Genomic DNA, 26,834 nt, shown 5'->3' on the forward strand with positions numbered 1-26,834 from the left:
GTGTGTCAGCGCACTGGCGGAACGGCAAAACCCGCCTCGCCGGGGCCGGGCGCCTGCACGCCTCGGCCGAGCAACAACATTTGCGGCGACGCGTCGACTTCTTCGATCAAACGCGTCAGGCGCTGTGACGTGACGGTCAGCTCCTTCATCAAGCCGTTCAGACGCGGCAGAGTGCCATTGAGCAAACCATCGCCGGTCGCCACCGCGGTCTCATCGATATGCTCGCTCACTTCCTGCAGTTTGAGCAGCAATCCACGCAGTTCGACGAGCGTCGGGCCAGCCTGCTCGGACGCGCTGGACAGATTGGCAAGGCTGCGCGTCAGGTGCTGCCGATTCTCCGGTGTCAGGAAGCGGCGCGCCTCGGCGAGCACCTCGGGCGCCGCAGCAAAGGTCTCGTCCATGCCTTTGACCGCCGACTCCAGCCGAGTCATAGTCGACTCCACCCGTGCCACCGATTTTTCGTCGAACACCCGCTCGACCTGCGCGGCGATCTTGCGGAACTGGTCAAGCGCTTCCACCGCGACCGACGACAACTCGTCCAGCAAGCCCGAGGACAGCGCGATGCGCGGCGGATTGCCGCCCTCACCCACCAGCGGCGTGGGGTCCGTCCCCTTGTCGTCGAGCTGGATAAAGGCCAGGCCCGTCACGCCCTGATAGCCCAACGATGCCTTGGTGCCCTGAGTGACCGGCAAATCGGTGCGCAGGCTCACCCGCACCAGAATGTTCTGCGGATCGGCCTGATCGATGGAAATCGATTCCACCCGCCCGGCCGATATGCCCCGGTAGCGCACCGCCGCCTGCAGATTGAGGCCGGTGATACTGCCCCGGCTCACCAGTTCCAGCGTGCGGGTGGCTTCACGCTCACCCGAAAACCACCACACCCCCGAGACCGTCGCCGCGCCAAGCAACAGCACGAACAGGCCGGCCAGAATGGCATGTGCCCGATTCTCCATGGTTTAAGCTCCCTGCGCCCGAGCCAACGCACGTGCACTGCGCTCGCTGAGGAAAAATTCCTGAATGAAAGGATGGTCGACCTGCATCACCGCTTCCAGCGAATCAAAGGCCAGAATGCGGCGCTCGGCCAGCACCGCCACCTTCGAGGACAAAGCCGCCAGCGTATCCAGATCGTGCGTCACCAGCACCACGGTCAGCCCCAGTTGCTGCTGCAGATCGCGAATCAGCGCCACAAAGGACGCGCTGCGCGTCGGGTCCAGCCCGGCAGTCGGCTCGTCGAGCAACAATAACTCGGGCTCCAGCGCCAACGCACGGGCCAGCGCCACCCGCTTGATCATGCCACCGGACAGCTCCGCCGGCATCAGCGCGGCATGGCTGGGCAGCAACTCGACCATGGTCAGCTTGAGCGCCACCAGCTCACGAATCTCGGCTTCGGTCGCGATGCCAGCCTCGCGCAGCGGAAAGGCGATGTTCTCGTAAACCGTAAATGCAGAGAACAGCGCGCCGCCCTGAAAACACATGGCAAAGCGACGACGGCGCTGGCGCTGGGCCTCGCGACTGCCCGCAAACAATGGCTCGTCGAACACCCGCACCTCGCCTTCGGTGGGGGTCAGCAGACCCACCATCTGCCGAAGCAGCGTGGTCTTGCCACTCCCCGAACCACCGACCAAGGACACCACCTCGCCCGGCGGGATGTCGAGGTCCACGCCCTTGTGCACCCAGTTACTGCCAAAGCGCGTGCTGAGGCCGCGCAGGCTGAGCACAGGCGTCGTCATGGGCCGACCCGTTCCGCAGGCGTGCTCATAGCGGCACCCCGATCGAGCGCGTGGCGATGGCAAACACCGCATCCACCAGAATCACCAGGGTGATCGAGGTCACCACCGAGGCGGTGGTGTTGGCGCTCAGACTCTCGGTGTTCGGCTTGACCCGAAGGCCAAAATGGCAGGCCACCAGCGCGATCAGCACACCGAAGACGGCGCCTTTGCCCAGCGCGATGAACAGGTTGGCCGCCGGCACCACCTTGGGCAAGGTTTCAATAAAGTAGCCATAGCTCAGGCCCAGCTGCAACTCGGCCGACATCATGCCGCCAACCAGCGCCACGGCCGAGGTCCACAACACCAGCAGCGGCATCGCCACCGACAGCGCCATCACTTTGGGCAGCACCAGCCGAATGTAGTTGGAAATACCCATCACCGTGAGCGCATCGACCTCTTCGGTCACGCGCATCACGCCAAGCTGCGCGGTCATGGCCGAGCCGGAACGCCCGGCCACCAGCACCGAGACCAGCACCGGGCCGAGCTCTCGAATAATGCCCAGGCCCAGAATGTTGACGATGAAGATGTCCGCGCCAAAGGCCTTCAGTTGCAAGGCCGACAAATAAGACAGCACCACGCCGATCAGGAAACCGACCAGCGCACTCACCGGCATGGCCTTGACGCCGACCTTGTACAGATTGGCCGAGAATTCCTTGAGCGGCCAGTTGCGCGGTCGGCCCAGCAGGTGCAGACAATCGAGCGCCAGGCGGCCGATCAGCGCCAGGAAGTCGCCCAGATGCGCAAACAGCCCAAGCAAGGCGCCGCCCAGTCCGGCCACCACATCGACGACACCCACGCGCGGCGGATGCGGCACCGGCGCCTCGTCCATCGCGGCCAGACGCTCGAACTGCGTCGCGTAGCCGTCGGGCAGCACCATGTCGGCGGGAAGACGCCCGCCCCAGGCGCGCCACAACAACAGTGCGCCAAAGCTGTCCAGCCGGGTCAGCGCCGACAAGTCCCAGCGATTCGCTTTGGCAGCGGCCAGTTCCTGGCGCAATCGGTTCGCGTGTGAGCCCAGCGCCAGCAAAGTCCAGTCGCCCGCCGGACTCAGGCACCCCTCACTCAAATGAAGTTCTGGCGTGCGGATCGCGTCGGCCATGTGGCTGGTCAAACGGTCAGGGCGAAACCGGACCGTGTCGCGACCGACAGCGGATGCCCCAGGGCAGACCACTGCGCTACTTCATCGGCCAGCGTTGCGGCCGTCAGCGGCAATGCATCCAGCCAGGCTTTGTCGGCCACCAGGGCGAAGCCGCTGCCCTTTCGCTCGATGCCTACTGGCGGACGCCCGCGGTTGTCCCGCGCGCGGTGAAAGACCACCGCCAGACGCAAACAGGCGATCAGCAACCAGTCGCTGCTGGCCGGGTCGAGACTCGCGATGCGCGCGAGCTTGCCGCGATGGGCGAGCACGAGTCTGGCCAGCCGACCCTGATCCATGCGCGAAAACCCCGGCATGTCGGCGTTGCCCAGAATGTAGGCACTGTGCTTGTGATAGCTCGAATGCGCGACCGAAATGCCAACCTCGTGCAGCAAGGCGGCCCACTTGAGGTAGCGCAGGTCGAGATTGCCCTCTTGCGAGGCCATCGGATCGAGCTGGGCAAACAGAAAGCTCGCGGTATCAGCGACCCGCTCCGCCTGCTGACGGCCCACGCGATATCGGATGGCGAAGGCCTCAACCGTCGCATCGCGCAAGTCGTGATGATGGTAGCGACCCAGCAGATCGTAGAGCACGCCGAGGCGCAACGCGCCTTCCGAGAACACCATCTCTTTCAGGCTGAAAGCCTTCAAGACGGCAATCATGATGGCCAGGCCGCCGGGCAACACCGGCAAACGATCGGCCTTGATGCCCGATAGCGACAAGCCGTCCAGGCGCCCTGCCTTGATCAGCGCCGAGCGGAGCTTTTCAAGCCCCGCCAAGGTAATGCGGCCGTCGGTGTAGCCATTGCCGCGCAGAATGTCGCTGAGCGATTTGGCGGTACCGCTGGAGCCAACGGCCAGCTCCCAGCCCACTTCGGCAAAGCGTGTGACGATGGTCTGCAATTCACGCTGGGCGGCCAGGTCGGCCTCCTGAAAACCCCGCCGATCGAGTTTGCCGTCAGGGAAATAGCGCAGGCTGAAGCTGACGCAGCCCATGTACAAGGACTCGAGTTCCAGCGACTCGAACGCCCGCCCGATGACAAACTCCGTCGAGCCACCGCCAATATCGACCACCAGCTGCTGACGCTGCGGGTCGGCCAACGAGTGCGCGACACCGATATAGATCAGACGCGCTTCTTCGCGGCCCGCAATCACTTCGATCGGGAAACCCAGCGCGGCCTCGGCGCGGATCAGAAACTCCGGTGCATTCTTGGCAACGCGCAAGGTGTTGGTCGCCACTGCCCGCACCTGGCTTGGCTTGAACCCGGCCAGCCGCTCACGAAACCGGCTCAAGGCCATGGTGCCGCGAGTTTGCGCGGCGGTATCGAGATATTTTTCGGGCGACAGCCCGGCGGCAAGCCGCACGGGCTCCTTGAGCCCATCGAGCGGATAGATCTGCCCCTCGACGATGCGCCCGACCTGAAGGCGAAAGCTGTTGGAACCCAGATCGATTGCGGCAATCAATTCGTTAGTCATTGGTATGGCCGGGCGGCGCCCGGCGAAAGGCGTAGGCAGACGCCCCGGATTCTAGCACCGTCAAGCAGCCGGGCATCGGCCCAATCCACCCGCATCGCCTTTTGTCATCGCGATGTAATATGAATGTCAAAGACTCTCGCTCTTACCTTGTTCCAACACGGCACGCTCACACATGAATCCCGACGACCTCCCGCATGTAAGCTTCATCAACCGCGAGCTGTCCCTGCTGCAGTTCCAGCAACGCGTGCTGGCGCAAGCGGCGGACCACAGCGTCCCGCTCCTCGAGCGCCTGCGCTTCCTGTGCATCGTCTCCAGCAATCTCGATGAGTTCTTCGAAATCCGCGTCGGCGGCATCAAGGAGAAGATTCGCCAGGGCCTGCGCGCGCCCGACACCGAAGACGGCCTGACACCGCACGACTTGCTCGATCAGATCAGCGTGGTGGTCAATGACATCATCGAAGAGCAATACCGTCTGCTCAACGAGGAGATCCTGCCGTCGCTCGAAACCGAGGGCATCTGCCTGCTCAAGCGTGAAGCGCTGACCGAAGCCCAGCAGGCCTGGGTCGCCGAGTACTTTGAGCGCGAGGTCGCGCCAGTGCTCACGCCCATCGGCCTGGATCCGGCGCACCCCTTCCCGCGGGTGCTCAACAAGAGTCTGAACTTCGCCGTCGAACTCGACGGACTCGACGCCTTCGGCCGCGACACCAATACCGCCATCGTCCAGGCCCCGCGCGCCCTGCCCCGCATCATCCAGATGCCCAAAGACATTACCGGCATCGAACACGGCTTCATGTTCCTGTCGTCCATCCTCCACGCCCATGTCGACAAGCTGTTCCCCGGCATGGCAGTGCTCGGCTGCTATCAGTTCCGGCTCACCCGAAACTCCGATCTGTTCGTGGACGAAGAAGAGATCACCAATCTGCGCAGCGCGCTCAAGGGCGAATTGCAGCAGCGCCACTTCGGTGACTCCGTTCGCCTTGAGGTGGCCGACAACTGCTCGCCGGGCATGGAAGCCTTTTTGCTGACCCAGTTCGGGCTGTCGGAAAACGACTTGTACCGCACCCCCGGCATCGTCAACCTCGTGCGCCTGATGCAGTTGCCGGACAGCGTCGACCGCCCGGACCTGACCTTTACCCCGTTCAAGCCAGCCATGCCGGCCGGCCTGGGGGGGTCGTCGTCCGACATTTTCGCCGCCATCCGCAAGCAGGACATCCTGCTCCACCACCCCTTTGAAAGCTTCACGCCGGTAATCGAACTGATCAAGGCCGCCGCCGACGACCCCGGCGTGCTGGCCATCAAGATGACGGTGTACCGCACCGGCACCGACTCGGTGCTGATGGAGCACCTGATGCGCGCCGCGCAAAAGGGCAAGGAAGTCACCGTGGTGGTCGAGCTGATGGCGCGCTTCGACGAAGAAGCCAACATCGGCTGGGCGGCGCGGCTTGAAGAAGTCGGCGCGCATGTGGTGTATGGCGTGTTCGGCTACAAGACCCACGCCAAGCTGCTGATGCTGATCCGTCGCGAGGCCGATGGCCTGCGCCGCTACATTCATCTGGGCACCGGCAACTACCATCCGCGCACCACCCGCTTCTACACCGACTTCGGCCTGCTCACCGCCAACCCCGAAATCGGCGAAGACGTGGCCGCGCTGTTCAAGCAGATCACCGGCCTGGGCAAAGCCTCGACCCTGACTCATCTGTGGCAGGCCCCCTTTGCGCTGCACGCCAACGTGATCGCGAACATCAAAGCAGAAACCGAGATCGCCCGCGCAGGCCGCAAGGCGCGCATCAGCGCCAAGATGAACGCGCTGCTCGAACCCCAAACCATCATGGCGCTGTACGAAGCATCGCAGGCCGGCGTCGAGGTCGATCTCATCATCCGCGGCCCCTGCGCGCTGCGTCCGGGGGTGCCCGGGCTGTCGGAGCACATCCGGGTGCGCTCCATCATCGGCCGCTTTCTCGAGCACCACCGCATTTTCTGTTTCCATGCCGATGGCGAAGACAAGCTCTACCTGTCGAGCGCCGACTGGATGGATCGCAACTTCTTCCGCCGCATCGAAACCGCCTTCCCGATTCTCGACCCGCGGCTCAAGCGCCGCGTCATGAAAGAAGGCTTCCGCGTCTATCTCAACGACAACTGCAACGCTTGGGAAATGCAACCCGACGGCAGCTACCGTCGCAAACACCCCCGGGGCGCACGGCATCCGGCGCAACAGGCGCTGCTCGAAATGCTGGTCGAGCCCCGGCCAAGCAGCTAAACCGCCCCACCTGCAACGCCGCACTGCGGCGTCGCAGCACATTGCACTAAAGCCCCGACAATCCATGCCGCTAATTCCCACATGCCCATCGGGAGCCGCGCATGAAGAGAGCCATCACCCCCACCCAGGTCGAACGCGTCATGCGCGACGACGATTTCATCGTCTCGAAGACCAACCCCAAAGGCATCATCACCTACTGCAACCCGATCTTTGTTGAGTTCTCCGGCTACACCGAAGATGAGCTCCTCGGCGTGCAGCACAACATCATTCGCCACCCGGACATGCCGCGCGCCGCCTTCAAGCTGGTGTGGGACACCATTGCCACGGGCAAGGAAGTGTTCGCCTACGTGAAAAACCTGTCCAAAGACGGCGGATTCTACTGGGTGCTTGCCCATATCACCCCCGATGTCGATACCCACGGGCGCATCACCGGCTACACCTCGGTACGCCGCTGCCCCACCCGCCCAGCCGTCGAAGCCGTCTCGGCGGTCTACGCGCAAATGCTGCAAGCCGAAAAGCAGGCGGGCGCACGCGATGCCATTGCGGCCGGCACGCAGGTGCTGGTAGATGTGATGAAAGCCAAGGATATGCGCTATGAAGAACTTGTTTTCGCACTTTGATCGGCGCCATGGCGTGCTGCTGCTCGCCCTCGGCGCCGCGGCGACGACATTCTGGATGCCCGCTCTGGCGACGGCCCTCTCAACGCTGGCGGGCATCCTTGTAATACTGCCCCGTAAATCGGCAGCAGGCGAGATCGACTCACTGGCAACTTTACTCGGCGAAATCGGCGAAGGATCGCTGAGTAACCGCGTGCCACGCGCCTATCGCGATCCGACGCTCGAAACCATGCGCGTCAGCCTGAACTCCGCCCTTGACCAGACAGAAACTGCCTTCCGCGAGATTCTCGGCGGCATGGACGCCGGCGCTAACCAGCGCCCATGGCGCCGCTTGCAGACCGTTGGGCTGCACGGACTGTTCAAGAATGTACTCGATCGCATGCAGGTGATGCTCGACAACCTCGACGCAGCGCAGGTGTCGGTCGCGCGCGAAGCGCTGCTTTCACGCATTTTTTTGCGCTCGGAGCGTGGCCTGTCCCTGGCCATCGATCATGTGAGCGGATCACTCGGCACCGTCTGCAACAATGCCACCGAATCGGCCACGCTCGCTCACGATTTTTCAGATACTGCCCACTCAATGTCCGAAGCGGCATCGCACATGTCGAACGCGCTCGGCGATGCCAGCGTACGTGCCAACGAAGGGGCCCGCGCGGTGAGTGACCTGTCGGAAAAGGCCGGTGCGATTCGAGCGCTGACGGGCAACATCGACCACATCGCGAAACAGACCAATCTGCTCGCACTTAACGCATCGATCGAAGCAGCCCGCGCCGGCGAGGCCGGGCGCGGATTTGCTGTCGTCGCTGACGAGGTGCGGCAACTGGCCGATCAGGCCCAGCGATCGGCGGAGGAAATCGCCGAGGCCATCGGTGCAATAAGCGCCTCCATGACCGCCGCCAACAGTCAGATCAACGCCTTGGCGAGCGCGGTGTCCGACGCCCGCGACACCGCCGACGAGTTCCAGGAAAAGCTCATCACCTCAGCCAAATCGGCCCACCAGGTGGGGACGCTTGCCAACCGAATCGGCGAAGGCGCGTTGTCAATGAGTCGCTCGATGAACATTGTGTCTACCGCACAAAAAGCGCGCGCCGACGCCAACCTCATCATTCAGGGCGAGGTCACCGACCTGCGCAGTCTCTCGGACATGGAACAGGAAGCCGCGCGGATTGCGGCCGACCGGCGCTGGGTCAAGGATAGCCGAGACCGCAGCGCCCTGGTCGAGATCTACGACCACCTGTTCGAAAACCTCGAGCAGCAGATGCGCTGACCGCCGGTGCCCAAGAAACAAAAAAGCCCGCGACCTTTCGGTTGGCGGGCTTTTTCATCGATGGGGGCAACTCAGCCGAAACGGCCGGTAATGTAGTCTTCGGTCAGCTGGTGGCGTGGCTTGATGAACAAGCGATCGGTCTCGCTTACCTCGATCAGGTCGCCCATATGGAAGTAGGCAGTGCGCTGCGATACCCGCGCGGCCTGCTGCATCGAGTGCGTCACGATCACGATCGAGAACTGCTGGCGCAACTCTTCAATCAGCTGCTCGACTTTCGCGGTCGAGATCGGGTCGAGTGCGGAGCACGGCTCGTCCATCAGGATCACTTCGGGCTCGATGGCAATCGCCCGCGCAATGCACAGACGCTGCTGCTGACCACCCGACAAGCCGGTGCCGACATCATCCAGGCGGTCCTTGACCTCGTCCCACAGGTTGGCCTTGCGCAAACTGCTTTCGACAACCACGTCCAGATCGGCCTTGCTCTCGCACAAGCCATGAATGCGCGGTCCGAAGGCCACGTTTTCGTAGATCGATTTGGGAAACGGGTTGGGCTTCTGGAACACCATGGCCACACGCGCGCGCAGCGGCACCACGTCGATGTGACGACTGTTGATGTCTTCGCCGTCGAGCAGGATCTCGCCGGTCACGCGGCACTCGCGCACCGTGTCATTCATGCGATTCAGGCAGCGCAGGAAAGTACTCTTGCCGCAACCGGACGGGCCGATCATGGCCAGCACTTCGCCCTTGCCCACATCCAGGCTGATGTTCTTGATGGCGTGCTTATCGCCGTAGTGCACGTTCACATCCGTACAGCGAACACGCGGATCGTTGACCCGGATTTCGCCCACTGTTTCGCGAACATCACGGCCCACGGTGGCAACGTGTGCCGCCCCTGCCGCACCATCCAACTTTAATGCCATTGCTTGCCCTTGGGGACTCATGATTTGACCTCGATTCTCAATATTCTATCTGCCAACGCTTACCAGCGTCGCTCGAAACGTTTGCGCAGCAGCACGGCGACCAGATTCATCAGCGCAAGGAAGCCCAGCAGCACCATGATGGCCGCCGAGGTGCGCTCAACATAGGCGCGCTCGGGGCTATCGGCCCACAGGTAGATTTGCACCGGCAAGGCGGTCGAAGGATCGAACACCCCCTGCGGCACATCGGCAATGAAGGCCACCATGCCGATCATCAGCAGCGGTGCGGTCTCGCCCAGCGCCTGCGCCATGCCGATGATGGTGCCGGTGAGCATGCCGGGCAGTGCCAGCGGAATCACGTGATACAGCGTGGCCTGCATCGGCGAGGCACCAATGCCCAGCGCGGCGTCGCGAATCGACGGCGGCACCGACTTGAGCGCGGCGCGGCTGGCAATGATGATGGTCGGCAGCGTCATCAGCGTCAGCACCAGGCCACCGAGCAGCGGTGCCGAACGCGGCAGCCCGAACACATTGATGAACACCGCCAGGCCGAGCAGGCCGAACACGATGGACGGCACGGCGGCGAGATTGTTGATGTTCACCTCGATCAGGTCGGTCCATTTGTTCTTGGGCGCAAACTCTTCGAGATACACCGCCGCCGCTACACCGAGCGGGAAGGACAGCGACAAGGTCACGATCAAGGTAAAGATGGTGCCCATCAGCGCGCCGCGGATACCGGCCAGCTCCGGGTCACGTGAGTCGCCCTTGGTGAAAAAGTCGATATTGAAGCGCAGTTCAAGACGATCCTCGGCCTCGAGTTGATTGATCCAGCCCAGCACATTGTCCTTGATCCGCCGGTCGTCCTCGGCCGCATTGCGATCGATATGCCCCTTCATGAGCATGTCGACATCGTCGTCGGCAGGGACCCACAGCGACACCTTGGTGCCGATCAGGGACGGATCGGCCATGACCTTGTCGCGCAGATCGAAGGCTGCGCCGTTGCTGACCAGGCCATACAAGGCGAATTTATCGCGGCGACCCGACACCTCGGGGAACATGTCGCGCATGCTCTGCTTGATCAAGGACGAATAATCGGCCTTGCGCAAGGTCTCGGCGCTGCGCGTGCCGTCGGGGTCGATCTCGTCGGCGGTCAACACCACATCGATCCGCATCTGGGTTTGCCAGAACGCGGTGTAGCCCTTGCTGACAATGCTGATCAGCAACACCGACAAAAACAGCAGACCAACGCTGACGGCGATGCGCCCCAGCATCTTGAAGCGACGCTCCGCCGCCCGGCGTTTGGCCATGCCGGCCTGAATGCGCGCGAAGCTCGTTGCGCCCTCGGGCAGCGCTTTGCCTGGATTAGTCATACTGCTCCCGATACTTTCGAACGATATAGAGGGCCACGAAGTTCAGCGCCAGGGTCACCACAAACAGCACCAGACCCAACGCAAAGGCGGCCAGTGTTTTCGGGCTGTCGAATTCCTGGTCGCCCACCAGCAAGGTCACGATCTGCACGGTCACCGTCGTCACCGCTTCGAGCGGGTTGGCCGTCAGATTGGACGCAAGGCCCGCCGCCATCACCACAATCATGGTTTCGCCAATGGCACGCGACACGGCCAGCAAAATCGCACCCACAATGCCCGGCAACGCGGCGGGAAAAATCACCCGCCGGATCGTCTCGGACGAGGTCGCGCCCATGCCATAAGCGCCTTCGCGCAGCGACTGCGGCACGGCGTTGATCACGTCGTCGGACAAGGATGACACGAAGGGAATGATCATCATCCCCATCACCAGGCCGGCCGCCAAGGCGCTCTCGGAGGCCACGTCCAGCCCCAGGAAACCGCCTGATTCACGAATGAAGGGCGCCACGGTCAGCGCCGCAAAAAAGCCATACACCACGGTCGGAATGCCCGCCAGCACCTCAAGCAAGGGCTTGGCAATGGCGCGCACCCGCGCACTGGCGTATTCGGCCAGATAGAGCGCTGACATCAGGCCGATCGGCACGGCAACCGTCATGGCGATGAAGGTGATCAGCAAGGTGCCGGCAAACAGCGGCACGGCACCGAAGGCACCGGACGAGCCCGCCTGATCAGCGCGCAGCGCAATCTGGGGGCTCCACTCCAGACCAAACAGAAACTCGGTGATCGGCACGGACTGGAAAAAACGGATCGACTCGAACAACACCGACAGAACAATACCGACGGTGGTGAGGATCGCCACGGTGGAGCATGCCACCAACAACCAGTTGATGATCGACTCGACACCATTGCGGGCACGATGCTGCGCACGAATTTTCGAGTACCCGTACCAGCCACTCAGGCCGGCCACGATGAGCACGATCGCAAACAGCATATTACGGCTCACACTCAGCAGGCCGCGATAGTAGTCCGCGGCTGCCAGCATGATGGCGTCCGGCTCGCCGGACACGATATTGCCCGACACCAGATTGCGGATGTCATTGACCACCAGGTTGAGCCGATCGGGCCCCAGCTGCTGAATCGCATCGGGCAGTGAGGACACCACCATGCGGGTAATGATCGAGCCTTGAAACAACAGCCAGGCGCAAAGGATCAGCAGCGCCGGCAAGGCAGCCCACAGCGCAACATACAGGCCGTAATACCCTGGCAAGGAATGCAACTTCCGGATCTTGCCATCCGCCACGCGGAAGGCGCGCTTGCATCCAAAGTAATAGGCTGCCGACGTCAGCGCCAGCAGCAGAACGAGAAGTATGGGGGTCTGGGTCACGAGAAACAGTCAGCCAATAAGGACGGGAAGAAGTCCGCGGAACGGCGACCGGGTCGCCGGCCCGCGGATGCTACCTTACTTCATGGCGTCCAGTGCGGTAACGCCCTTCGAAACGCTCATGTATTCATCCTTGGGCAGCGGAATCAGGCCACGCTCGGCCAGATAGCCTTCATCACCCATGGCTTTCTTGCTGATGAACTCAGCCAGGTATTCCTTCATACCCGGAATCACTTCGACGTGCGCTTTCTTCACATAGAAGAACAGCGGACGCGACACCGGGTAGCTGCCGTTCGAGATCGTCTCGAATTCCGGCTGCACACCTTCAATGGCCAGACCACGCACCTTGTCGCGGTTCTGGTCAAGGAAGCTGAAACCGAAGATCCCCAGTGCGGCCGGGTTGGCTTCGAGTTTCTGAACGATCAGGTTGTCGTTCTCGCCGGCCTCGACATAGCCGCCATCTTCGCGGACGGTCTGGCAAGCGGCTTTATGCGCCTTCTTGTCAGCCTTCTTCATTGCCTTGATGAAATCGAAGGAGTCGCAGCCCTCGTCCATCACGAGTTCAACAAAGGCGTCACGCGTACCGGAGGTCGGCGGCGGGCCGAGCACTTCGATCTTGATCGCCGGCAGCGCGGCATTGACGTCTTTCCAGGTCTTGTAGGGGTTGTCGACCAGGGTCTGCGTACCGTCCGGGTTCGGCACCTGCTTGGCCAGCGCCAGGAACACCTCTTTGCGGGTCAGCTGCATTTCCTTGCCGGCCTTGCTCTGAGCAATCGACAGGCCATCGTAACCAATCTTGACCTCGACCACTTCCTTCACGCCGTTGGCGGCGCATTGCTCGAGTTCGGACTTCTTGATGGCGCGCGAGGCGTTGGTGATGTCCGGATGCTGCACGCCGACGCCAGCGCAGAACAGCTTGATACCACCGCCCGAACCAGTCGATTCGATCTTTGGCGTCTTGAACTTGGTGGCCTTGCCGAACTGTTCGGCAACCACCGTGGCAAACGGGTACACCGTCGAGGAACCGACGATGCTGATGTAATCACGCGAGGACTGAGCCAGCACCGGAGCGGTCGCAACCGCTGAGAGAACTGCAAGGGCGAGAGCCGCCTTTTTCATCGAGAATCTCCTGTTGAGAACAATTCCGGACCCCGGCCAATGCCGGGTTGTCGCGGTATTTCACCTTGATGAGATCAGGAGGCAGCCCTTCTGGCCACCGCCCTTTCCCTATCGAGCGGCGCCATTATTTGTCAGCAACGTTACAGTGATGTGAACGCACACATCTGTGTCACATAGCGCCAGCGGTTGATCAAACACCTCACGCCCTGCCCCGGCGCGACACACGCCCGCAGTGGCGCCCGTTAACGGGTTCGCCACACCCAGATCGGCGCCGCGTCATCCAACAAAGAAAGTGCGGCGCAATGAAAGGCGGCCTCGGCCGTAAAGCCTTCATCCTGGAAACCCGACCGGCCGACCGGGCCATCCAGATCAGCGGGGCGCCGACCGGTCAATCGGCCCGACACCCCGCCACCATCTCGGGCGCCAGATAGGGCAGCAACACGGGCCCCATCGATTTCAGAATCTGCACCGGCAACGCCGAGGTAAAGCGGTAGCCTGCCGCGTTCGGGCCGAGCACATAGGCGGTCAGCGTGCCGTAGTGCCGCGGGCCGAGATAGAACACGAAGGTGGCCGTGCGATTGAGCGCCGGGCCGGTGCGATCGCCGGCCAGCACGATGCGGTTGTCGCCCGTGCCGGTCTTGCCACCCAGGGTCAGCACCGTACCATCGGCCAACTCAAAGGCCCCCGCGAGTCGCCGTGCAGTTCCGCTTTCGACCACCTCAGACAAGGCATGCCGCAAGGCCGTTGCCACCTCGGGCGCCATCACGCGCTCGCCCTCGGCACGCCGACGCGTGAATTGCGTCTCGTACGGCGTGTCGGCCGCAAAGCGGAAACCCTCGATACGCGCCGTCGGCAGGCGCACGCCATCGTTGATGATGATGCCCATCAACTCTGCCAGAGCCGCCGGACGGTCGCCCGAGCTGCCCAGCGCCGTTGCCAGCGAGGGCACCAGATGCTCGAAGGGATAGCCCATGCGCGCCCAGCGGCGGTGAATATCGAGGAAGGCCTCGACCTCGAGCATGGTGTCGATGCGCACATCCTGCGCCCGCTTGAAGCGCGTGCGGAACAACCAGCGATACACCGCCTGACGCTCGTTCTCGCTCGCCTCCAGCGCCGCGCCCAGCGTCGCGTCCGGGTGCGCCGTACGATACGCCACCAGCCACAGCTCCAATGGGTGAAGGCGAGCCACATAGCCGCGATCCGGCAGATCAAAGGCCGCTGGCGCGTGGCGCGAAAACAACTGTGCAATCTGGGCTTCCGACATCTGCGCATCGCCGAGCCGCTCGCCAAGAAAACGGGCAAGCGCGGCCGGCGGCGCGGCCGGGTCGAGATAACGAAACACGGTACTCAAGCGATCCGCGCTCGGGCGCAAGCCATCAAGCAATTGCGCCCGCATCGCGTCAGGCGTGAGTCCCTGATACTTGCGCCAGAAACGCCGCAAAAACGTCTGACCTTCGCGGTCGGCAAAGCGCGCCAGATACTCGGCACGGCGCGGGTCTTCACTGTCTTCGAGCAGCTTCGCCGTACTGCCGGGCACCTGATACATCGAATAGCGCACGATCTCGCGCATCAGCCGCACAAAGGGCAGATTGATCGACGCCTGCAAGGCCTCACGGACGGTCGGCGAACGATGATTGTCCTTGTTGTTGAAGTTGCCAAAGGTATGCAAGCCGCCACCGGTAAAAAAACTTTCATCCGGGCTGGCCGAAAAGCGGCGCTCCAGCGCGGCTTCGAGCATCGCGGGCAAGGCGCGATCATCGGCCGCTGCCAGGTAGTCGACGGCCCAGCGACTGAGCCGGTCGCGCCGCGCCAGTTCGACGGCACGCAAGGCTTCCTTGTCTCGCGTTGAATAGCGCTCATGCAGTTCAGCGACGATCTCGAGATACGTCGCCAGCACCCGCAGCTTGGCGGTCGAGCCGAGTTCGAGCTTGCTGCCCTCATTGATGTCGAGCGGCTGATCGGTGGTGTCGGTCTGTACCCGCACCCGGTTGCCGCCCGCGGCGCGTTCGACCAGATTGAAACTGTAGCGCACCGCCCCCAGGCTGGTCGGGCCCAGCATGCGCTCGCCGATCAAGCCTTGCTCGGCGGCAAACGCCGGATCGCTCAGGCGCGCCAGGTAGTCGCTCACCGCGTGCTGCAGATCCCGGTTCAGGGTGGACGACACATCCACATCCATACGATCAAGTCCGTAAAGCGAGGTGCCAAGCAGTCCGGCCACACGCGAGCGCACCGCGCCAGCGCCCTTCCCCGTCACCGTCGGATGCCGCGCCGGATCACTCGCCTGGTCGCGAAAGACCAAGGTCTGCGCGCGCGCCGCCTCACTCAAACGTGACGAAATCACACCCGCCTCGGCAAGCAGACGCAGATAGCTCCCGGTCAGCTGCACCAGATCATCGCGTCCGCGCGCCAGGTAATACGACGGCCGGCGATGCGCGATCATCAGCGCCACCACCTGACGCATGGCCAAGCCTTGCGCCGCCAGCGCCTCATCGTCGCCATCCTCGCGCGACAGGGCCGCATTCACCTGAGCAAAATCCGCACCGAACCACACCCACAAGCCGTCGCCCAGGCCATTGACCTCGCCGTAGCCCGATGCCGCCGACAAGGGCACCGTGTTGAGGTAATCGGCCACCAAACGCTCACGTGCCGGCAACGTGTCTTCACCGTCCTGGTAGGCCCGCACGCTGGCCGACACCATCTGACGCAGTTTCTCGCGCGCATTGTGCGTAATGCCGTCGGGCGAATGCCGGTATTTCTCAATCTGCGTCGCCAAGGTGCTGCCGCCGGGCGCATCCAGATCGGCGTCAACCATCCGACCCAGCTGACCAATGCCCGCTCGCCCGAAACGCACCCAATCCACGGCCGGATTCAACGCCGGGCGAGAGGCATCCAGCAAGTCGCGGTTCTCGATAAACAGCAAAGACTGCGCGACGCGCCTTGGCACCGCAGCGAAGTCCGAATACGCATGGAAGGGATAGCGAAACCGGTAGAGCGACGCGTCGCGGCAATCCATCAGCGCGAATCCCGCCTGCGCCTTCTCCCGATACGGCGCGAAATAGCCCCGCTGGGTGTAACTCATCAAGGCCGCTGAAAACTGCGTCTGCCCGGTCAACGCAAAGCCCCGCGCCTGCAAACGCTCGGCAATGCGCGGGAGCTCGGTGTAACCCATGCGCTGATCAAAAGGCCCATGCGACGGATAGACAACCGCCTGATTCGGCTTGCCCGACACCTCGAACTTGAGCGTTTCGGCATAGCGCGAGATTTCGCGCGCCTGCAAACGCGAATGGTTCAACTCATGGGCAATCAGCAGCCCGCCGGCGACAAGGCTCACCAGCACGACAATAAATACGGCAATACCAAGCAGACGAAAAAAAGTCAGCCGCCGAGCGGGTTTGATGTTGCGGGTCACAAACAAATCCTGAAGATGGTGCGGTACAACAATTATCCCGCATGAACCACCAAAGCCATCGTCCCCCGCGGTTGAGTGTCGTATTTTTTCACGCATCGACGCGTATCAAGCGCGTAGCCCCTGAAAACAAACGCCCTCAGAAACACCGTTTTCTCATGGGGTCACCGCTCCGAGCCTCACCCCCCCAAGTCTGGCACGACCAGAAAGTACGCCATGCCTTGCGCGCACAAGCCCCCATCCTCGCGTAAAGACCACGCCCCGTCACGCCTTTGACATCACCACCGGCCGCGCCTGACGCGCGGCGGCGCGCCCGCGGCCAAGGCCGCACTCTCCGTGCCGATCGTCATGTGCGCCAGGATCATTTCATGCCCTGTGTTTCGCGTCTGACTGCTCGCCCGACAAGCCGGCGCCAGACGCACTAGCCGCGGCCGGCAGCACGAGTTCACTTGAATGAGCGCGCGCAAGTGCTTGAATGAATTCTGAAGGGGTGCCTATGCGGACGCACTATCCGGTGCCCCGTCCTTCGATATCCGTTCCGGTGTATCTGCGCCGCACGCCGGCTGCGCACAACCAGGAGAGCCTCACGAATGCGTGCTGAACCCGCCCAGCTGGTTTTCATTTCCTACAAGCATGTCGAACATTCGACGCGTGTCGCCCGACGCCTGCGCAACGCGCTCGAAGTGGTCTCCGATGCACTCGATTTTCGGGTTTTTCTCGATGACGAAAACTTGCGTGCAAGCGACGACTGGCAGGGCGAGGTGAACGCCGCGCTGGACGGGATGACGCATTTCATCGCCTTGCTGACTGACGACTTCTGGCTATCGCCGGAGTGCCGCAGGGAACTGAATGCGGCGATCAACCGTTACGAGGATGGCAAGAAAACCCGTCTGCTGTTTGTGCTGGTCGACGACATGCGCCCCGACCTGCTGAGCCTGAACCCCGATCGCCGGGCCGGACGCTTGGTCAGCGACGACCCGAAAGTCCAGCGCATCGGTGACATCCATTTTCTCGGCCCCTACAACAGCGCCAAACAATTGGTGCGGCTGCAGTGGGAAAACGAAGCGGTGCTGCGCGATCAGATCAAACAATTGATCGACCATGTCGAGCGCACGCTGCCGGCACGGGGGCGGTGAGTCATGGCACGGGCGAGCAGCCAGATCACCGACAGGGAGGACAGCCGACGGCTGATCTACGTCTCGTGGCGGCCGGACGTGCTGGCCAGCGAGGTGTTCGGCAAGCTCACCGCGCGTCTGCAACTGTCTGACTGGGACGACCACGGACGCATGCTGATGGTCGTGGCCAGCGATCCGGGCCAGCAGGCCGGGCAAGAGAGCGCCGAAATTCGCAAGTGCCGCGCCGACGCCACGGACTTCGTGGCCATCTTCACCACCGACTATCTGGTGGACGCCAAGAAAGCCAACGATACCGACGAAGTGCCGGACCTGCTCTACTTCATCGAGACCAAAGGCAGCGCCAATCCGCCGGACAAACTGACCATGTGGATCTTCCCGGTCGAGGCCATCGCCCTGCATCGGGTGAGTTTCCGCAACGCCAACATCGCTCGCCTGGATTTTGACTGGTGGCACGGCTGGGGCGGCGAGAACGATCGCATCCCCTTACCCAGCGACACCGCCCGTTCGATCCAGGAATTCAACGACGACATGGGGCGCCGCATTGACCAGATTCTCAAGCACCCCGACTTATGCGCCCCCTGCACCCACGCCGCCGGAGACCCGCCCGATGACACGCCCTGATTCCGCACGCACACACTTCGTTGGTAAAGGCACGCTGCCGGAGGCCGGCCTGTGGCTGCGCGAAGGCTATGCCCCGGTCAGCGACACGACGGTGCCTGGCCACCCGGCCGGCTACAGCGCCGACGAAGGCTTGGTCGAAGCGGTCAATACCGCGCTCATCCTGGCCAAACCACTGCTACTCACGGGCCGCCCCGGCACCGGCAAGAGCGAACTGGCCGAGCGCATCAGCTGGGAGTTGGCGCTGGGCCCGGTACTGCGTTTTGAAAGCCAGTCGCTGACCGAGGCGCAGGAGCTGTTCTATCGCTTTGACCTGATCGCGCAAATGGCCGACGCGCAGCTGCGTGGCGACGATGCCCCCCGGCCGCCGGAGCACTTTCTCAGCTTCGGTGCGCTGGGGAAGGCCATTCTCTATGCCAATCCGCAGGCTCACGCCAGATTGATCGAATGGGATCAGCACAACACGCGGCAGTTGCGGATCGGCGGTGGCCCAACCGAGGAGTCACCGATCGCCCCACCGATCAACGAGGCGCAGCGCAGCGTGGTGCTGATCGATGAGATTGACAAGGCCGCACGCGACGTGCCGAACGACCTGCTCAACGGCATCGAGCGCATGGCCTTCCGCATCCGTGAAATGCGCAATCACCTCGTGTCTGCACCCAATGACGACACCCTCAAGCCGATCGTGATCATCACCAGCAACTCTGAGCGCGACCTGCCCGACCCCTTCCTGCGTCGTTGCGTCTACTACAACATCCCCGATCCCACGCAGGAAAAGCTCGCCGAAATCTTGCGTCTGCGCGTCCCCGCCGCGCTGGGCGGCCCATCCGGCGGCGCGACGGGCGTCAACGCAATCGACCAGCTCGCGCCCTTCTATCAGGATTTGCTGAGCTTCTTTGTTGAATACCGCGACGAACGCGCCGCCCATCTGGCCTACCGGCCGGGCACCTCGGAACTCATCGACTGGGCCAACGCGCTGGCCCGCTACCATGCCGACCCACAGGGCGATCTGAAGGCCAACGCGGCCCTGATCGGTCGTAGCCTGGGCACGATTCTCAAGCATCAGGACGATCGCCAGACGCTGACCTCGAAGCTCAAGCGCTTCGGGCTCGCGCTAGGCCCCGGAACGACATGAGCCCCCCGGTGGACGCATTGTCTCCGGGTGGCGGCGTCGACGGCCTGATCGTCTTCCTGCGCGCACGCGGATTTCCGGTCGGGCCGGCCGAAGCGGTCGACGCGGCGCGGCTGATCGCCCACCTGGCGCGCAGCGCCTCACCAAGCACCGAACAAACCGATCCCGCCGGGTTGATCCCGAAGCTGCGCCCCGTGCTGTGCAAGCGTCAGGAAGATCAGGCGCGCTTTGACGCGCTCTTCCACGAATGGGCAAACGCGCTCAGGCCGCAACGCAAAGCCGTGGCCGACACCCCCCACACCACCACCACCGCCCCACCGACGCGCACATCCATCTGGCGCAATCTGGCGCTGCTGGTCTTCAGCATCATCATGGTGCTGGCCTGGTGGGATTCACGCCAGCGCCCCACCGACACGCCAGCGGTGCAAGAGGCGGTGAAACAAAGCCCCGTTGCGCCAACAACATCACCGCCCCCCGCGCCGGTGGTCAAAAAAGCGCCACCCCGCTTCACCGGCTACACGCCTGCCGTGCGCTACAACTGGGAGTTGCGCCCTTGGGTGGCGGGCGCCCTGCTCGGTCTCGGCGCGCTTGGCCTGCTTGGCCTCACGCTGCCGCTCGCCACCCCATGGCTGGGGCATGCGCGGCGCAGCGGGCGGCGTGTACCGCTCGATCTCACCAGCCTGCGCGAAGAAGCCAGGCGCATCGTGCCGCCGCTCTCCGCCGACATCCAGGCCCGGCTGGAACGCCATGTCGCCGGCCCGGCCACCGCGCGCAGCCGCCTGCAACGCAGGCCACCGCTGCACATCGGGCGCACCATCGAAGCCACCGCACGCCGACTCGGTGTGCTCAGTCTGCGCCATCGCGACGCCCGCCTGCGCCCCTCGTATCTGCTGATTGTCGAAGTCGACGCCGACGCCGGCCAGACACCTCACCAGCTGATCAGCGACCCGCGCGGGCGCATGTTCTACCACTGGACCGAGCGCCTGCGAAAACACGGCATCGATGTCGACATCCGCCTCGCACGCTTCGATGCCGAAACCCAGACCGCGCGGGTCTGCCGCCCCACCGGCACCGGCTGGCGACTCGACGGCGACGAGGGCGAGTCGCTGGACCGCCTGCCGACACCGCCGGTCGGCCAGCGGCTGGTCATCGTCTCCGACGGCCATTTGCTGATCGACGCCGATCACCAATGGCGTGACTGGGCCGTCCGCGCGCGTTTCCATCGCTGGCCGCAGCGCGTGATGTTCACCCCGACCGAACCCCGTCACTGGGGCGCGCGTGAAGACGCCATCGAGCGCCGCGAACGCCCCACCGACCCCGGCTTCTATGTGTTGCCGCTGGACGAGCCGGCGCTGGCAGCCTGGGCCGAACTGGTCGTCACCGGCCGCTTGCCGCGTTTTACCCTCAGCCGCTCGCAGCGCTACCCGGCCCGCCTGCGCGCGCTCGAAGCCGACAACCGTATCGACGCCCTGCTCGACCCCGACACCCCCATCGACGGCCTCGCTGAACTGCTCGACCAACTCAAGTACTACCTCGGCGAAAACGGCTACTACTGGCTGTGCGCCTGCGCCGTGCCCCCGATCATTCGCTGGGAGCTGACCCTGCTCCTCGGCGAGCAGTACTACCTCAACGCCAAACTGCCACCCGAAGACCTCGCCGACTACATCGCCAACGACTACCCGCGCCTGGCCATGCTGCCCTGGCTGCGTCGCCAGCGCATGCCCGACTGGCTGCGCCTGGCCCTGCTCGACAGCCTCTCGCCCAGCGTTCAGGAAGAAGTCCGCGCCGTGGTACGCAACAAGCTCGGTCAGATCCAGCTCGACGCCCGGGGCGACGACGCCCTCAGCCTCGAAGAGCCGCCGGGGCCACTGAGCCGCGCCCCATCCACCGCCACCAAGGACACTGCCGACACGCTCTACCTCGGCTACCTCGCCGGCCACACCCCGCGCCAGTTGATGCTGCGCGCCCCCAGCGAATGGTCGGTCTGGCTGGCCCAACTGCCCGTGCGCCAGCGCACCGGCCTGTGGCGCGAATGGCTCACCGCCTGGCGCGACCGCCTGCTGTGGCGCAATGGTTTGAGCTTCTACGGCAGCTCACGGCGCATGCTGCGGGTGTCCACCGGTGTGCTCGCCATCGGCGTGGTGCTTTCCGTCACCGCCCTGCGAACCGAGCCCGACACCCTGCCGACCGGCGCGCGAGATGCGCTCTACACCGAACAAGGCCGATGGACCGGCGGCGTGCAAAGCGCCTCGATTCGCGCCGTCGCGTATGGCGCAGACGGTGCGACGATCATCTCGATCGACTGGGATGGCGGGCAACGCCAATGGAATGCGCGCACCGGAGGTCTGATCGGGACACTATTGAACGCAGACAAAGACGCAATATCGACACCCCCCTTCACCAGCGTCGCCTTCAGCGCCGACGCCAGGCACATGGCCACCGGCGACGCCGATGGCATGCTGCGACTGTGGGACGTACGGACCGGGAAAACAATTGACCCGCCGATCCAGGCCCACGACGGGATGGTGAGCGCCCTCGCTTTCAGCCCCGATGGCAGCGTCATTGCCTCGAGCGGTGCCACTGACACCGTCATTCGTCAATGGAATACCGCCACCGCCGAAGCCGTCAACCGGCCCATGCCGCCCCAGAACATCTTCCTCACCAGTCTGGCTTACAGCCCCGACGGCCGACGTCTCGTCTCGGGCAGCGGCAACGGCGAAATACAGCTGTGGGACGCCAGCACTGGCCAAGCCATCGGCCCAGCCATGGCCGGCCATGAAGACGAGATCACCAGCGTGGCCTTCAGCCCCGACGGCGCCTACCTGCTGTCGGGCAGCAACGACGCCAGCCTGCGCCTGTGGGACGCCAAGACCGGCAACGCGGTCGGCCCGCCGATGCGCGGCCATGGCGGCCCGGTCAATAGCCTTGCCTTCAGCCCCGACGGCGCGCAGGTGGTCTCGGGCGGTGCGGACGGCACGCTTCGGTTCTGGACCAACCGACCGAATGAAGACGCCATCGTCACGCTCAACAGCACCGCCGAAGACGCCGACGTTTATCAAGCGGTGTTCAGTCCCGACGGTACCAAGATCGCCACCGCTGGCAAAGACGGGGCCGTACGCCTGTGGAATGCTGCCACTGGCCAAGCCATCGGCGCACCGCTGCAAGGACACACAGACTCGGTCTTGAGCGTCGCCTTCAGCCCCGACGGCTCACGCATCGTCTCCGGCAGTTGGGACAAAACCCTGCGTCTGTGGGATGCCACCACTGGTCAAGCCATCGGCGCGCCGCTGCAGGGGCACGCGGATCCGGTCCAGAGTGTCGCTTTCAGCCCCGACGGCTCACGCATCGTCTCCGGCAGTAACGATAACAACCTGCGCCTATGGGACGCTATCACCGGCCAGACCATTGGCGAACCTTTACAGGGACACTCGGGGCCGGTCAACAGCGTCGCCTTCAGCCCTGACGGTTCCCGTATCGTCTCGGGAAGCTCCGACACCACACTTCGCTTGTGGCGTGCCGCCACGGGCCAATCAATCGGCGAACCACTACGCGGGCACTCGGGCTGGGTCCTGGGCGCAGCCTTCAGTCCTGACGGCTCCCGAATCGTCTCAGGCAGCAACGACACCACCTTGCGCCTGTGGGATGCCGCTACCGGCCAGTCCGTCGGCGCACCGTTGCAGGAGCATTCAGTCGAAGTCAGGAGCGTGGCCTTCAGCCCCGACGGCAAGCGAATCGTCTCGGGCAGCTACGACGCAAGCCTGCGTCTGTGGGATGCCGCCACAGGCAAGGGCATCGGTCAGCCCATAGCACAAACGGGCAGGGTCTTCAGCGTGGCCTTCAGTCCAGACGGCGCTCGGATTGTGAGCGCCTGGATCGCCGATCAGCCAGTCATTGCACCTCAACTCGATCAAGTCGGCGGGCCGCCAAACAACACCACTACAATTCCAACGCCGCAAGAAGCTGGAAACAGCAACGCGCAGTCGGTTGCGCCGCCAACAACAACACCGGAAGCCCCCGCCGCTCGCACGCCACAACAGAAATTGCCACCGCGCCAAAAGCAGATTTCACCGCCGCAAAAGCCGCAGGCACCTGCGAAAAAGTCCCACCATGACACGGGCGCCCGTGAGACATTCGCGTCGCTCTTGGGCGACATCATTCCCACGGCTCAAGCCGCCACACCGGCCATGGTGCTGGCCCAAAACACCGAGCCACAAACACGCCAGACGGCAACGCCGCGCGCCATCCTGGAAGGCGAAGCCCGCGCGCAATCAAGCGCATCTGCCCCACCCGCGGCCGATGCGCCAGCACCATCTGGCGGCGTGCAGATCTGGCGCGTGCCACCTTACCCGCTGCCGCTACGCCCGGCCGAAGCCCCGCCGCAACTATGGACCTATGCCTTGCTGGCCGCGCTAGGCCTGTGGCCAATACTGCTGATCCAGCGTCGACGCCGGCTGGCGCGGCAGATCAAACGCAGGATCGCGGAGGCCGACCAATGAATCGCCCAACGCACGCGCTTGGCCAAGGCTTGCTCGCGTTCTGGCACGCCGCCCGGCGCGAAGCCGAAAACGGAAACCGTGTGGCGAGCGCGTTGCCCGCCACCGTGCGCGCCGCGCTTGAGCGCGCGCCAGGCACCCAGCGCGGCATCGCCATCACCGCCATGCTCCTCGTCCTGCCGCTGATTCTGGGCGAAAGCAACACCACCTGGCCCGGCGTGTGGATCGCCCTGCAAGTTGGCGGTGGCACCACACTGATGGCGCTGCCCTCCGTCATCGGCTGGTCGCAAGCGGCCATCGGCCGCTTCGCCGCACTGATGCTGGGGGCCGGATTTTTTGCCGTCATCGGGCTGACCACTGCTCTGCCCGACGATCCCGCGCAGGCGCAGACGCTTCGCCAGGCGGTGTTGATCAGCAGCGCCATTGCGGCGTGCCTGTCGCTCTCGATGGTGCTCATCACGCAACGCCTCGGACGCATCCTCGGCACGTTTGCGCTTCCGCTCTCCGCCGCCCTGGCCATCGCCAGCGGCGCCACCTTGTTCGTATTGGGCGTCACCGCATGGCAAACCGGCGACACCCTGGTCCGCTTGATGGCGATTGTCGGTGGGCTGTGGGTTGCCGCTTTTCTGTGCAACCGCTTCGAGGCCACACGGGGATTTCGCAGCGCCGGGCGACTGCTTGCCTTGCGCAATGGCACGATCCGGCTGGGCGGCCTGTTAAGCGGTGCCGCACTCGCCCAGATCGCAGTGCCCTGGCTGGAGACCACTGCCTGGCGAGTCGCCCTCAACACGCCGCTCGAAGGCATCGCACCCATCGCGGGCATGCTCGCTGGCATGGGCTGCGGACTGGCCGTGGCCGGCGCCGGCATGACACTCCCTGCGCTCCTCGCGCGCTGGCAACTGGGGGCAAGAATCAGCGCTAGCACGGCCGGCGAAGTCGCCTGGTTCGCCGCCTGGATGCTACTGATGAGCAATGCTGTATGGCTGGACGAAGCCGTTGCCGCCCTTCTGAACGCGCTTGGCCGAGAGGGCGTCTTTCTGCATGCCATTCCGGTCGATTTTGGTCCGCGCAATGAAGCGGCCGCGCAGGTGGCACTGGCTTGTCTGGTCGTCCTTGTCCATGGCGTCGCCCGCATTCTGCTCGGCCGCCCTGCGCACTCACCGGGCACACCCCTCTGGCTGGTACTCCCCAGCGACGCCGAATTCACCGAAGGTCTGCACATCGCCGAACGCGTCGCCACCGAATGGAACGATGGACCGGTCACGCTACTCGCACCTAGCGCTGCGGCACCCCGTTTGCGGGGCACACACCTGCGTCTGACTCAATACGCCGACTCGGTCGCCGACCTGTTCCTGAACACCGCCATGGATGCGAAGGCCTGGCAGCACCAGCCGATGGCCGAGGCCACCCGCGGCGCACTGCACTTGCGAGAAGTCTATGCCACCCCGGCAGCCGCTCAAGCGCTGATGACCCTGCTTCCCGACGACGCGCGCGTGCTGGCCCTGGCCGACGGACCGATGGCCGAAGGCTGGACCGCAGCGCTGGCCGAACTGCCCGAACATTCAGAACGCTTCAGCCTTCGCACCGCAACGCTTGACAAACCTATTGACGCATCCTGGAAAGAAGGACCGGACCGCGAGCATCTAATTACCGGATTCTTCCTCAAACACCGGCCGAGACCCATCAAAGAACGCCGCATCCTGATTCTTCACTGCGCATCAGACAGCGCGCTTGCCGAAGCACTCGCCGCGACGCTGAATACGCAATCCGACACGCACGGGCAGCGCGTTGCCGCGTCCCTGCTTCAACCCGCAACATCGGGCACCGCTGCACTGGCCTGGTCGGTCGCCACCTGGCTGACCCTGCTCGCCCTGTTTAACCGTTTTGCCAAACAAGGCGGACTCGGCGGCCTTGGACGGCTGATCTGGCGCTTTCTGCCAGCGCCGGAGACGCGCGCACGGACGCAACGCTTCGATTTAATCGTAATCGAGGCGGGCATGAATCCGACAGAATCAGCCGCCGCGCGCGGCCTCGAACGGATGGTGGATTCAGTGATCGGCCTGACCCCGGCAATACGCGCTCACGATGCGCCGACGCTGTACGCCTCCAACGAATACACCGCCCGCATCAGCCTGCCCGCGCCCAGCGCGCTGGCCGACGCCCTGCCGGCGCTGACCCGTCAATTGATCGATATCGAAGCGCGGCCACGGTATTCCGACCACCCTGATTCCAAAGGCGGCACCCACCCTGGCAAGACTCGAAGCGCGGCCGAGAGCAAAAATACCGTCAACACCCTGTTCGACGATTCCCCCGGAGAATCCGATGTGCCGACCGAACGCACCGAGCAGTCCGCAACGATCCCCATGCCCGAGCCTTCGACGCCGGAAGACAGTGCCACCAGCCGGCAAAGCCTCGGCTGGCTAAAGACAGCACTCCCCGCCTCCTTCATGCTGTGGCGTCTTCTCCGCAAATGGTTCAAGCGATCGGATTCAAACTAAGGGGCCATCGCCAAACGCGTGACTCAGATGGATGCCGCGGGATTGCCCGAAGCGGGTCTACCTGCCACAGGTCAACGGGGTTTCCGCAACGGGTCAATCAGGCCTACCAGATTGTTGGACGAAGCCGCTACGCGGAGAAGCCGCCGCTGCCGCGACGGCGCAAGAGTGGTCACAATCGAGCCTCGCCCTTCCGTGTGGAGGGATCCTTTGTATGACAAACACGAGGCTCGCGCAAGATGACCGAAAGCATCAC

17 protein-coding genes are annotated in these 26,834 nt (G+C 63.9%); 8 read left to right on the plus strand and 9 right to left on the minus strand.

The window, feature by feature from the left end; genetic code table 11:
• Positions 1-5: 5 nt before the first annotated feature.
• Genes FHP89_RS02295 through ppx form a run of 4 tightly spaced genes read right to left on the minus strand, consistent with a single transcriptional unit; the run spans position 6 to position 4,379 of the window.
• Positions 6-953 (minus strand): MlaD family protein, encoded by a 948-nt coding sequence (locus FHP89_RS02295; protein WP_144177161.1) that lies wholly within the window; start codon positions 951-953, stop codon positions 6-8.
• 3 nt (positions 954-956) lie between these two features.
• Positions 957-1,730, minus strand: coding sequence for an ABC transporter ATP-binding protein (locus FHP89_RS02300; RefSeq protein ID WP_144177163.1), 774 nt, complete (start codon positions 1,728-1,730; stop codon positions 957-959).
• A gap of 25 nt (positions 1,731-1,755) precedes the next feature.
• Complete coding sequence (locus tag FHP89_RS02305) at positions 1,756-2,868, minus strand: ABC transporter permease (RefSeq protein WP_144177165.1); 1,113 nt, start codon at positions 2,866-2,868, stop codon at positions 1,756-1,758.
• 8 nt (positions 2,869-2,876) lie between these two features.
• Complete coding sequence (gene ppx, locus FHP89_RS02310; protein WP_144177173.1) at positions 2,877-4,379, minus strand: exopolyphosphatase; 1,503 nt, start codon at positions 4,377-4,379, stop codon at positions 2,877-2,879.
• A gap of 172 nt (positions 4,380-4,551) precedes the next feature.
• Here ppx and ppk1 point away from each other — a divergent pair, with 172 nt between their 5' ends.
• The 3 genes from ppk1 to FHP89_RS02325 all read left to right on the plus strand — a co-directional run bounded on the left by ppk1 (position 4,552) and on the right by FHP89_RS02325 (position 8,517).
• Positions 4,552-6,636 carry a polyphosphate kinase 1 gene (gene ppk1, locus FHP89_RS02315; protein WP_144177183.1) on the plus strand — a complete coding sequence of 695 codons (2,085 nt, stop codon included), beginning with the start codon at positions 4,552-4,554 and terminating at the stop codon, positions 6,634-6,636.
• A gap of 101 nt (positions 6,637-6,737) precedes the next feature.
• Positions 6,738-7,256 (plus strand): PAS domain-containing protein, encoded by a 519-nt coding sequence (locus FHP89_RS02320; RefSeq protein ID WP_144177187.1) that lies wholly within the window; start codon positions 6,738-6,740, stop codon positions 7,254-7,256.
• Positions 7,231-8,517, plus strand: a complete 1,287-nt coding sequence (locus tag FHP89_RS02325; RefSeq protein WP_144177189.1) for a methyl-accepting chemotaxis protein — start codon at positions 7,231-7,233, stop codon at positions 8,515-8,517. The genes FHP89_RS02320 and FHP89_RS02325 overlap by 26 nt, the downstream gene beginning before the upstream one ends.
• Positions 8,518-8,588: 71 nt before the next feature.
• Here FHP89_RS02325 and pstB read toward each other — a convergent pair whose 3' ends face one another.
• The 5 genes from pstB to FHP89_RS02350 all read right to left on the minus strand — a co-directional run bounded on the left by pstB (position 8,589) and on the right by FHP89_RS02350 (position 16,707).
• Complete coding sequence (pstB, locus tag FHP89_RS02330; RefSeq protein WP_449240214.1) at positions 8,589-9,458, minus strand: phosphate ABC transporter ATP-binding protein PstB; 870 nt, start codon at positions 9,456-9,458, stop codon at positions 8,589-8,591.
• A gap of 38 nt (positions 9,459-9,496) precedes the next feature.
• Positions 9,497-10,804, minus strand: a complete 1,308-nt coding sequence (gene pstA, locus FHP89_RS02335; protein ID WP_144177197.1) for a phosphate ABC transporter permease PstA — start codon at positions 10,802-10,804, stop codon at positions 9,497-9,499.
• Positions 10,797-12,182 (minus strand): phosphate ABC transporter permease subunit PstC, encoded by a 1,386-nt coding sequence (gene pstC, locus FHP89_RS02340; protein ID WP_144177206.1) that lies wholly within the window; start codon positions 12,180-12,182, stop codon positions 10,797-10,799. The genes pstA and pstC overlap by 8 nt, the downstream gene beginning before the upstream one ends.
• A gap of 75 nt (positions 12,183-12,257) precedes the next feature.
• Complete coding sequence (locus FHP89_RS02345) at positions 12,258-13,298, minus strand: PstS family phosphate ABC transporter substrate-binding protein (RefSeq protein ID WP_144177214.1); 1,041 nt, start codon at positions 13,296-13,298, stop codon at positions 12,258-12,260.
• A 388-nt stretch (positions 13,299-13,686) separates the two neighbouring features.
• A complete protein-coding gene (locus tag FHP89_RS02350) occupies positions 13,687-16,707 on the minus strand; it encodes a transglycosylase domain-containing protein (protein WP_260851443.1) in 3,021 nt (1,006 codons plus the stop codon).
• 587 nt (positions 16,708-17,294) lie between these two features.
• Here FHP89_RS02350 and FHP89_RS02355 point away from each other — a divergent pair.
• Genes FHP89_RS02355 through FHP89_RS02375 form a run of 5 tightly spaced genes read left to right on the plus strand, consistent with a single transcriptional unit; the run spans position 17,295 to position 26,581 of the window.
• Positions 17,295-17,840, plus strand: a complete 546-nt coding sequence (locus FHP89_RS02355) for a toll/interleukin-1 receptor domain-containing protein (protein ID WP_144177227.1) — start codon at positions 17,295-17,297, stop codon at positions 17,838-17,840.
• A 3-nt stretch (positions 17,841-17,843) separates the two neighbouring features.
• A complete protein-coding gene (locus FHP89_RS02360; protein ID WP_144177229.1) occupies positions 17,844-18,461 on the plus strand; it encodes a hypothetical protein in 618 nt (205 codons plus the stop codon).
• A complete protein-coding gene (locus tag FHP89_RS02365; protein WP_144177231.1) occupies positions 18,448-19,593 on the plus strand; it encodes an AAA family ATPase in 1,146 nt (381 codons plus the stop codon). Before FHP89_RS02360 ends, FHP89_RS02365 begins: the two co-directional genes overlap by 14 nt.
• A gap of 8 nt (positions 19,594-19,601) precedes the next feature.
• On the plus strand, positions 19,602-24,086 hold the full coding sequence (locus FHP89_RS02370) for a hypothetical protein (RefSeq protein ID WP_186300818.1): 4,485 nt from the start codon (positions 19,602-19,604) through the stop codon (positions 24,084-24,086).
• Positions 24,083-26,581 (plus strand): hypothetical protein, encoded by a 2,499-nt coding sequence (locus tag FHP89_RS02375; RefSeq protein ID WP_144177235.1) that lies wholly within the window; start codon positions 24,083-24,085, stop codon positions 26,579-26,581. The genes FHP89_RS02370 and FHP89_RS02375 overlap by 4 nt, the downstream gene beginning before the upstream one ends.
• The last annotated feature ends 253 nt before the right edge of the window (positions 26,582-26,834 follow it).

Origin of the sequence: Denitromonas ohlonensis, from assembly GCF_007625205.1 — a bacterium.
GTDB classification, from domain to species: domain Bacteria; phylum Pseudomonadota; class Gammaproteobacteria; order Burkholderiales; family Rhodocyclaceae; genus Nitrogeniibacter; species Nitrogeniibacter ohlonensis.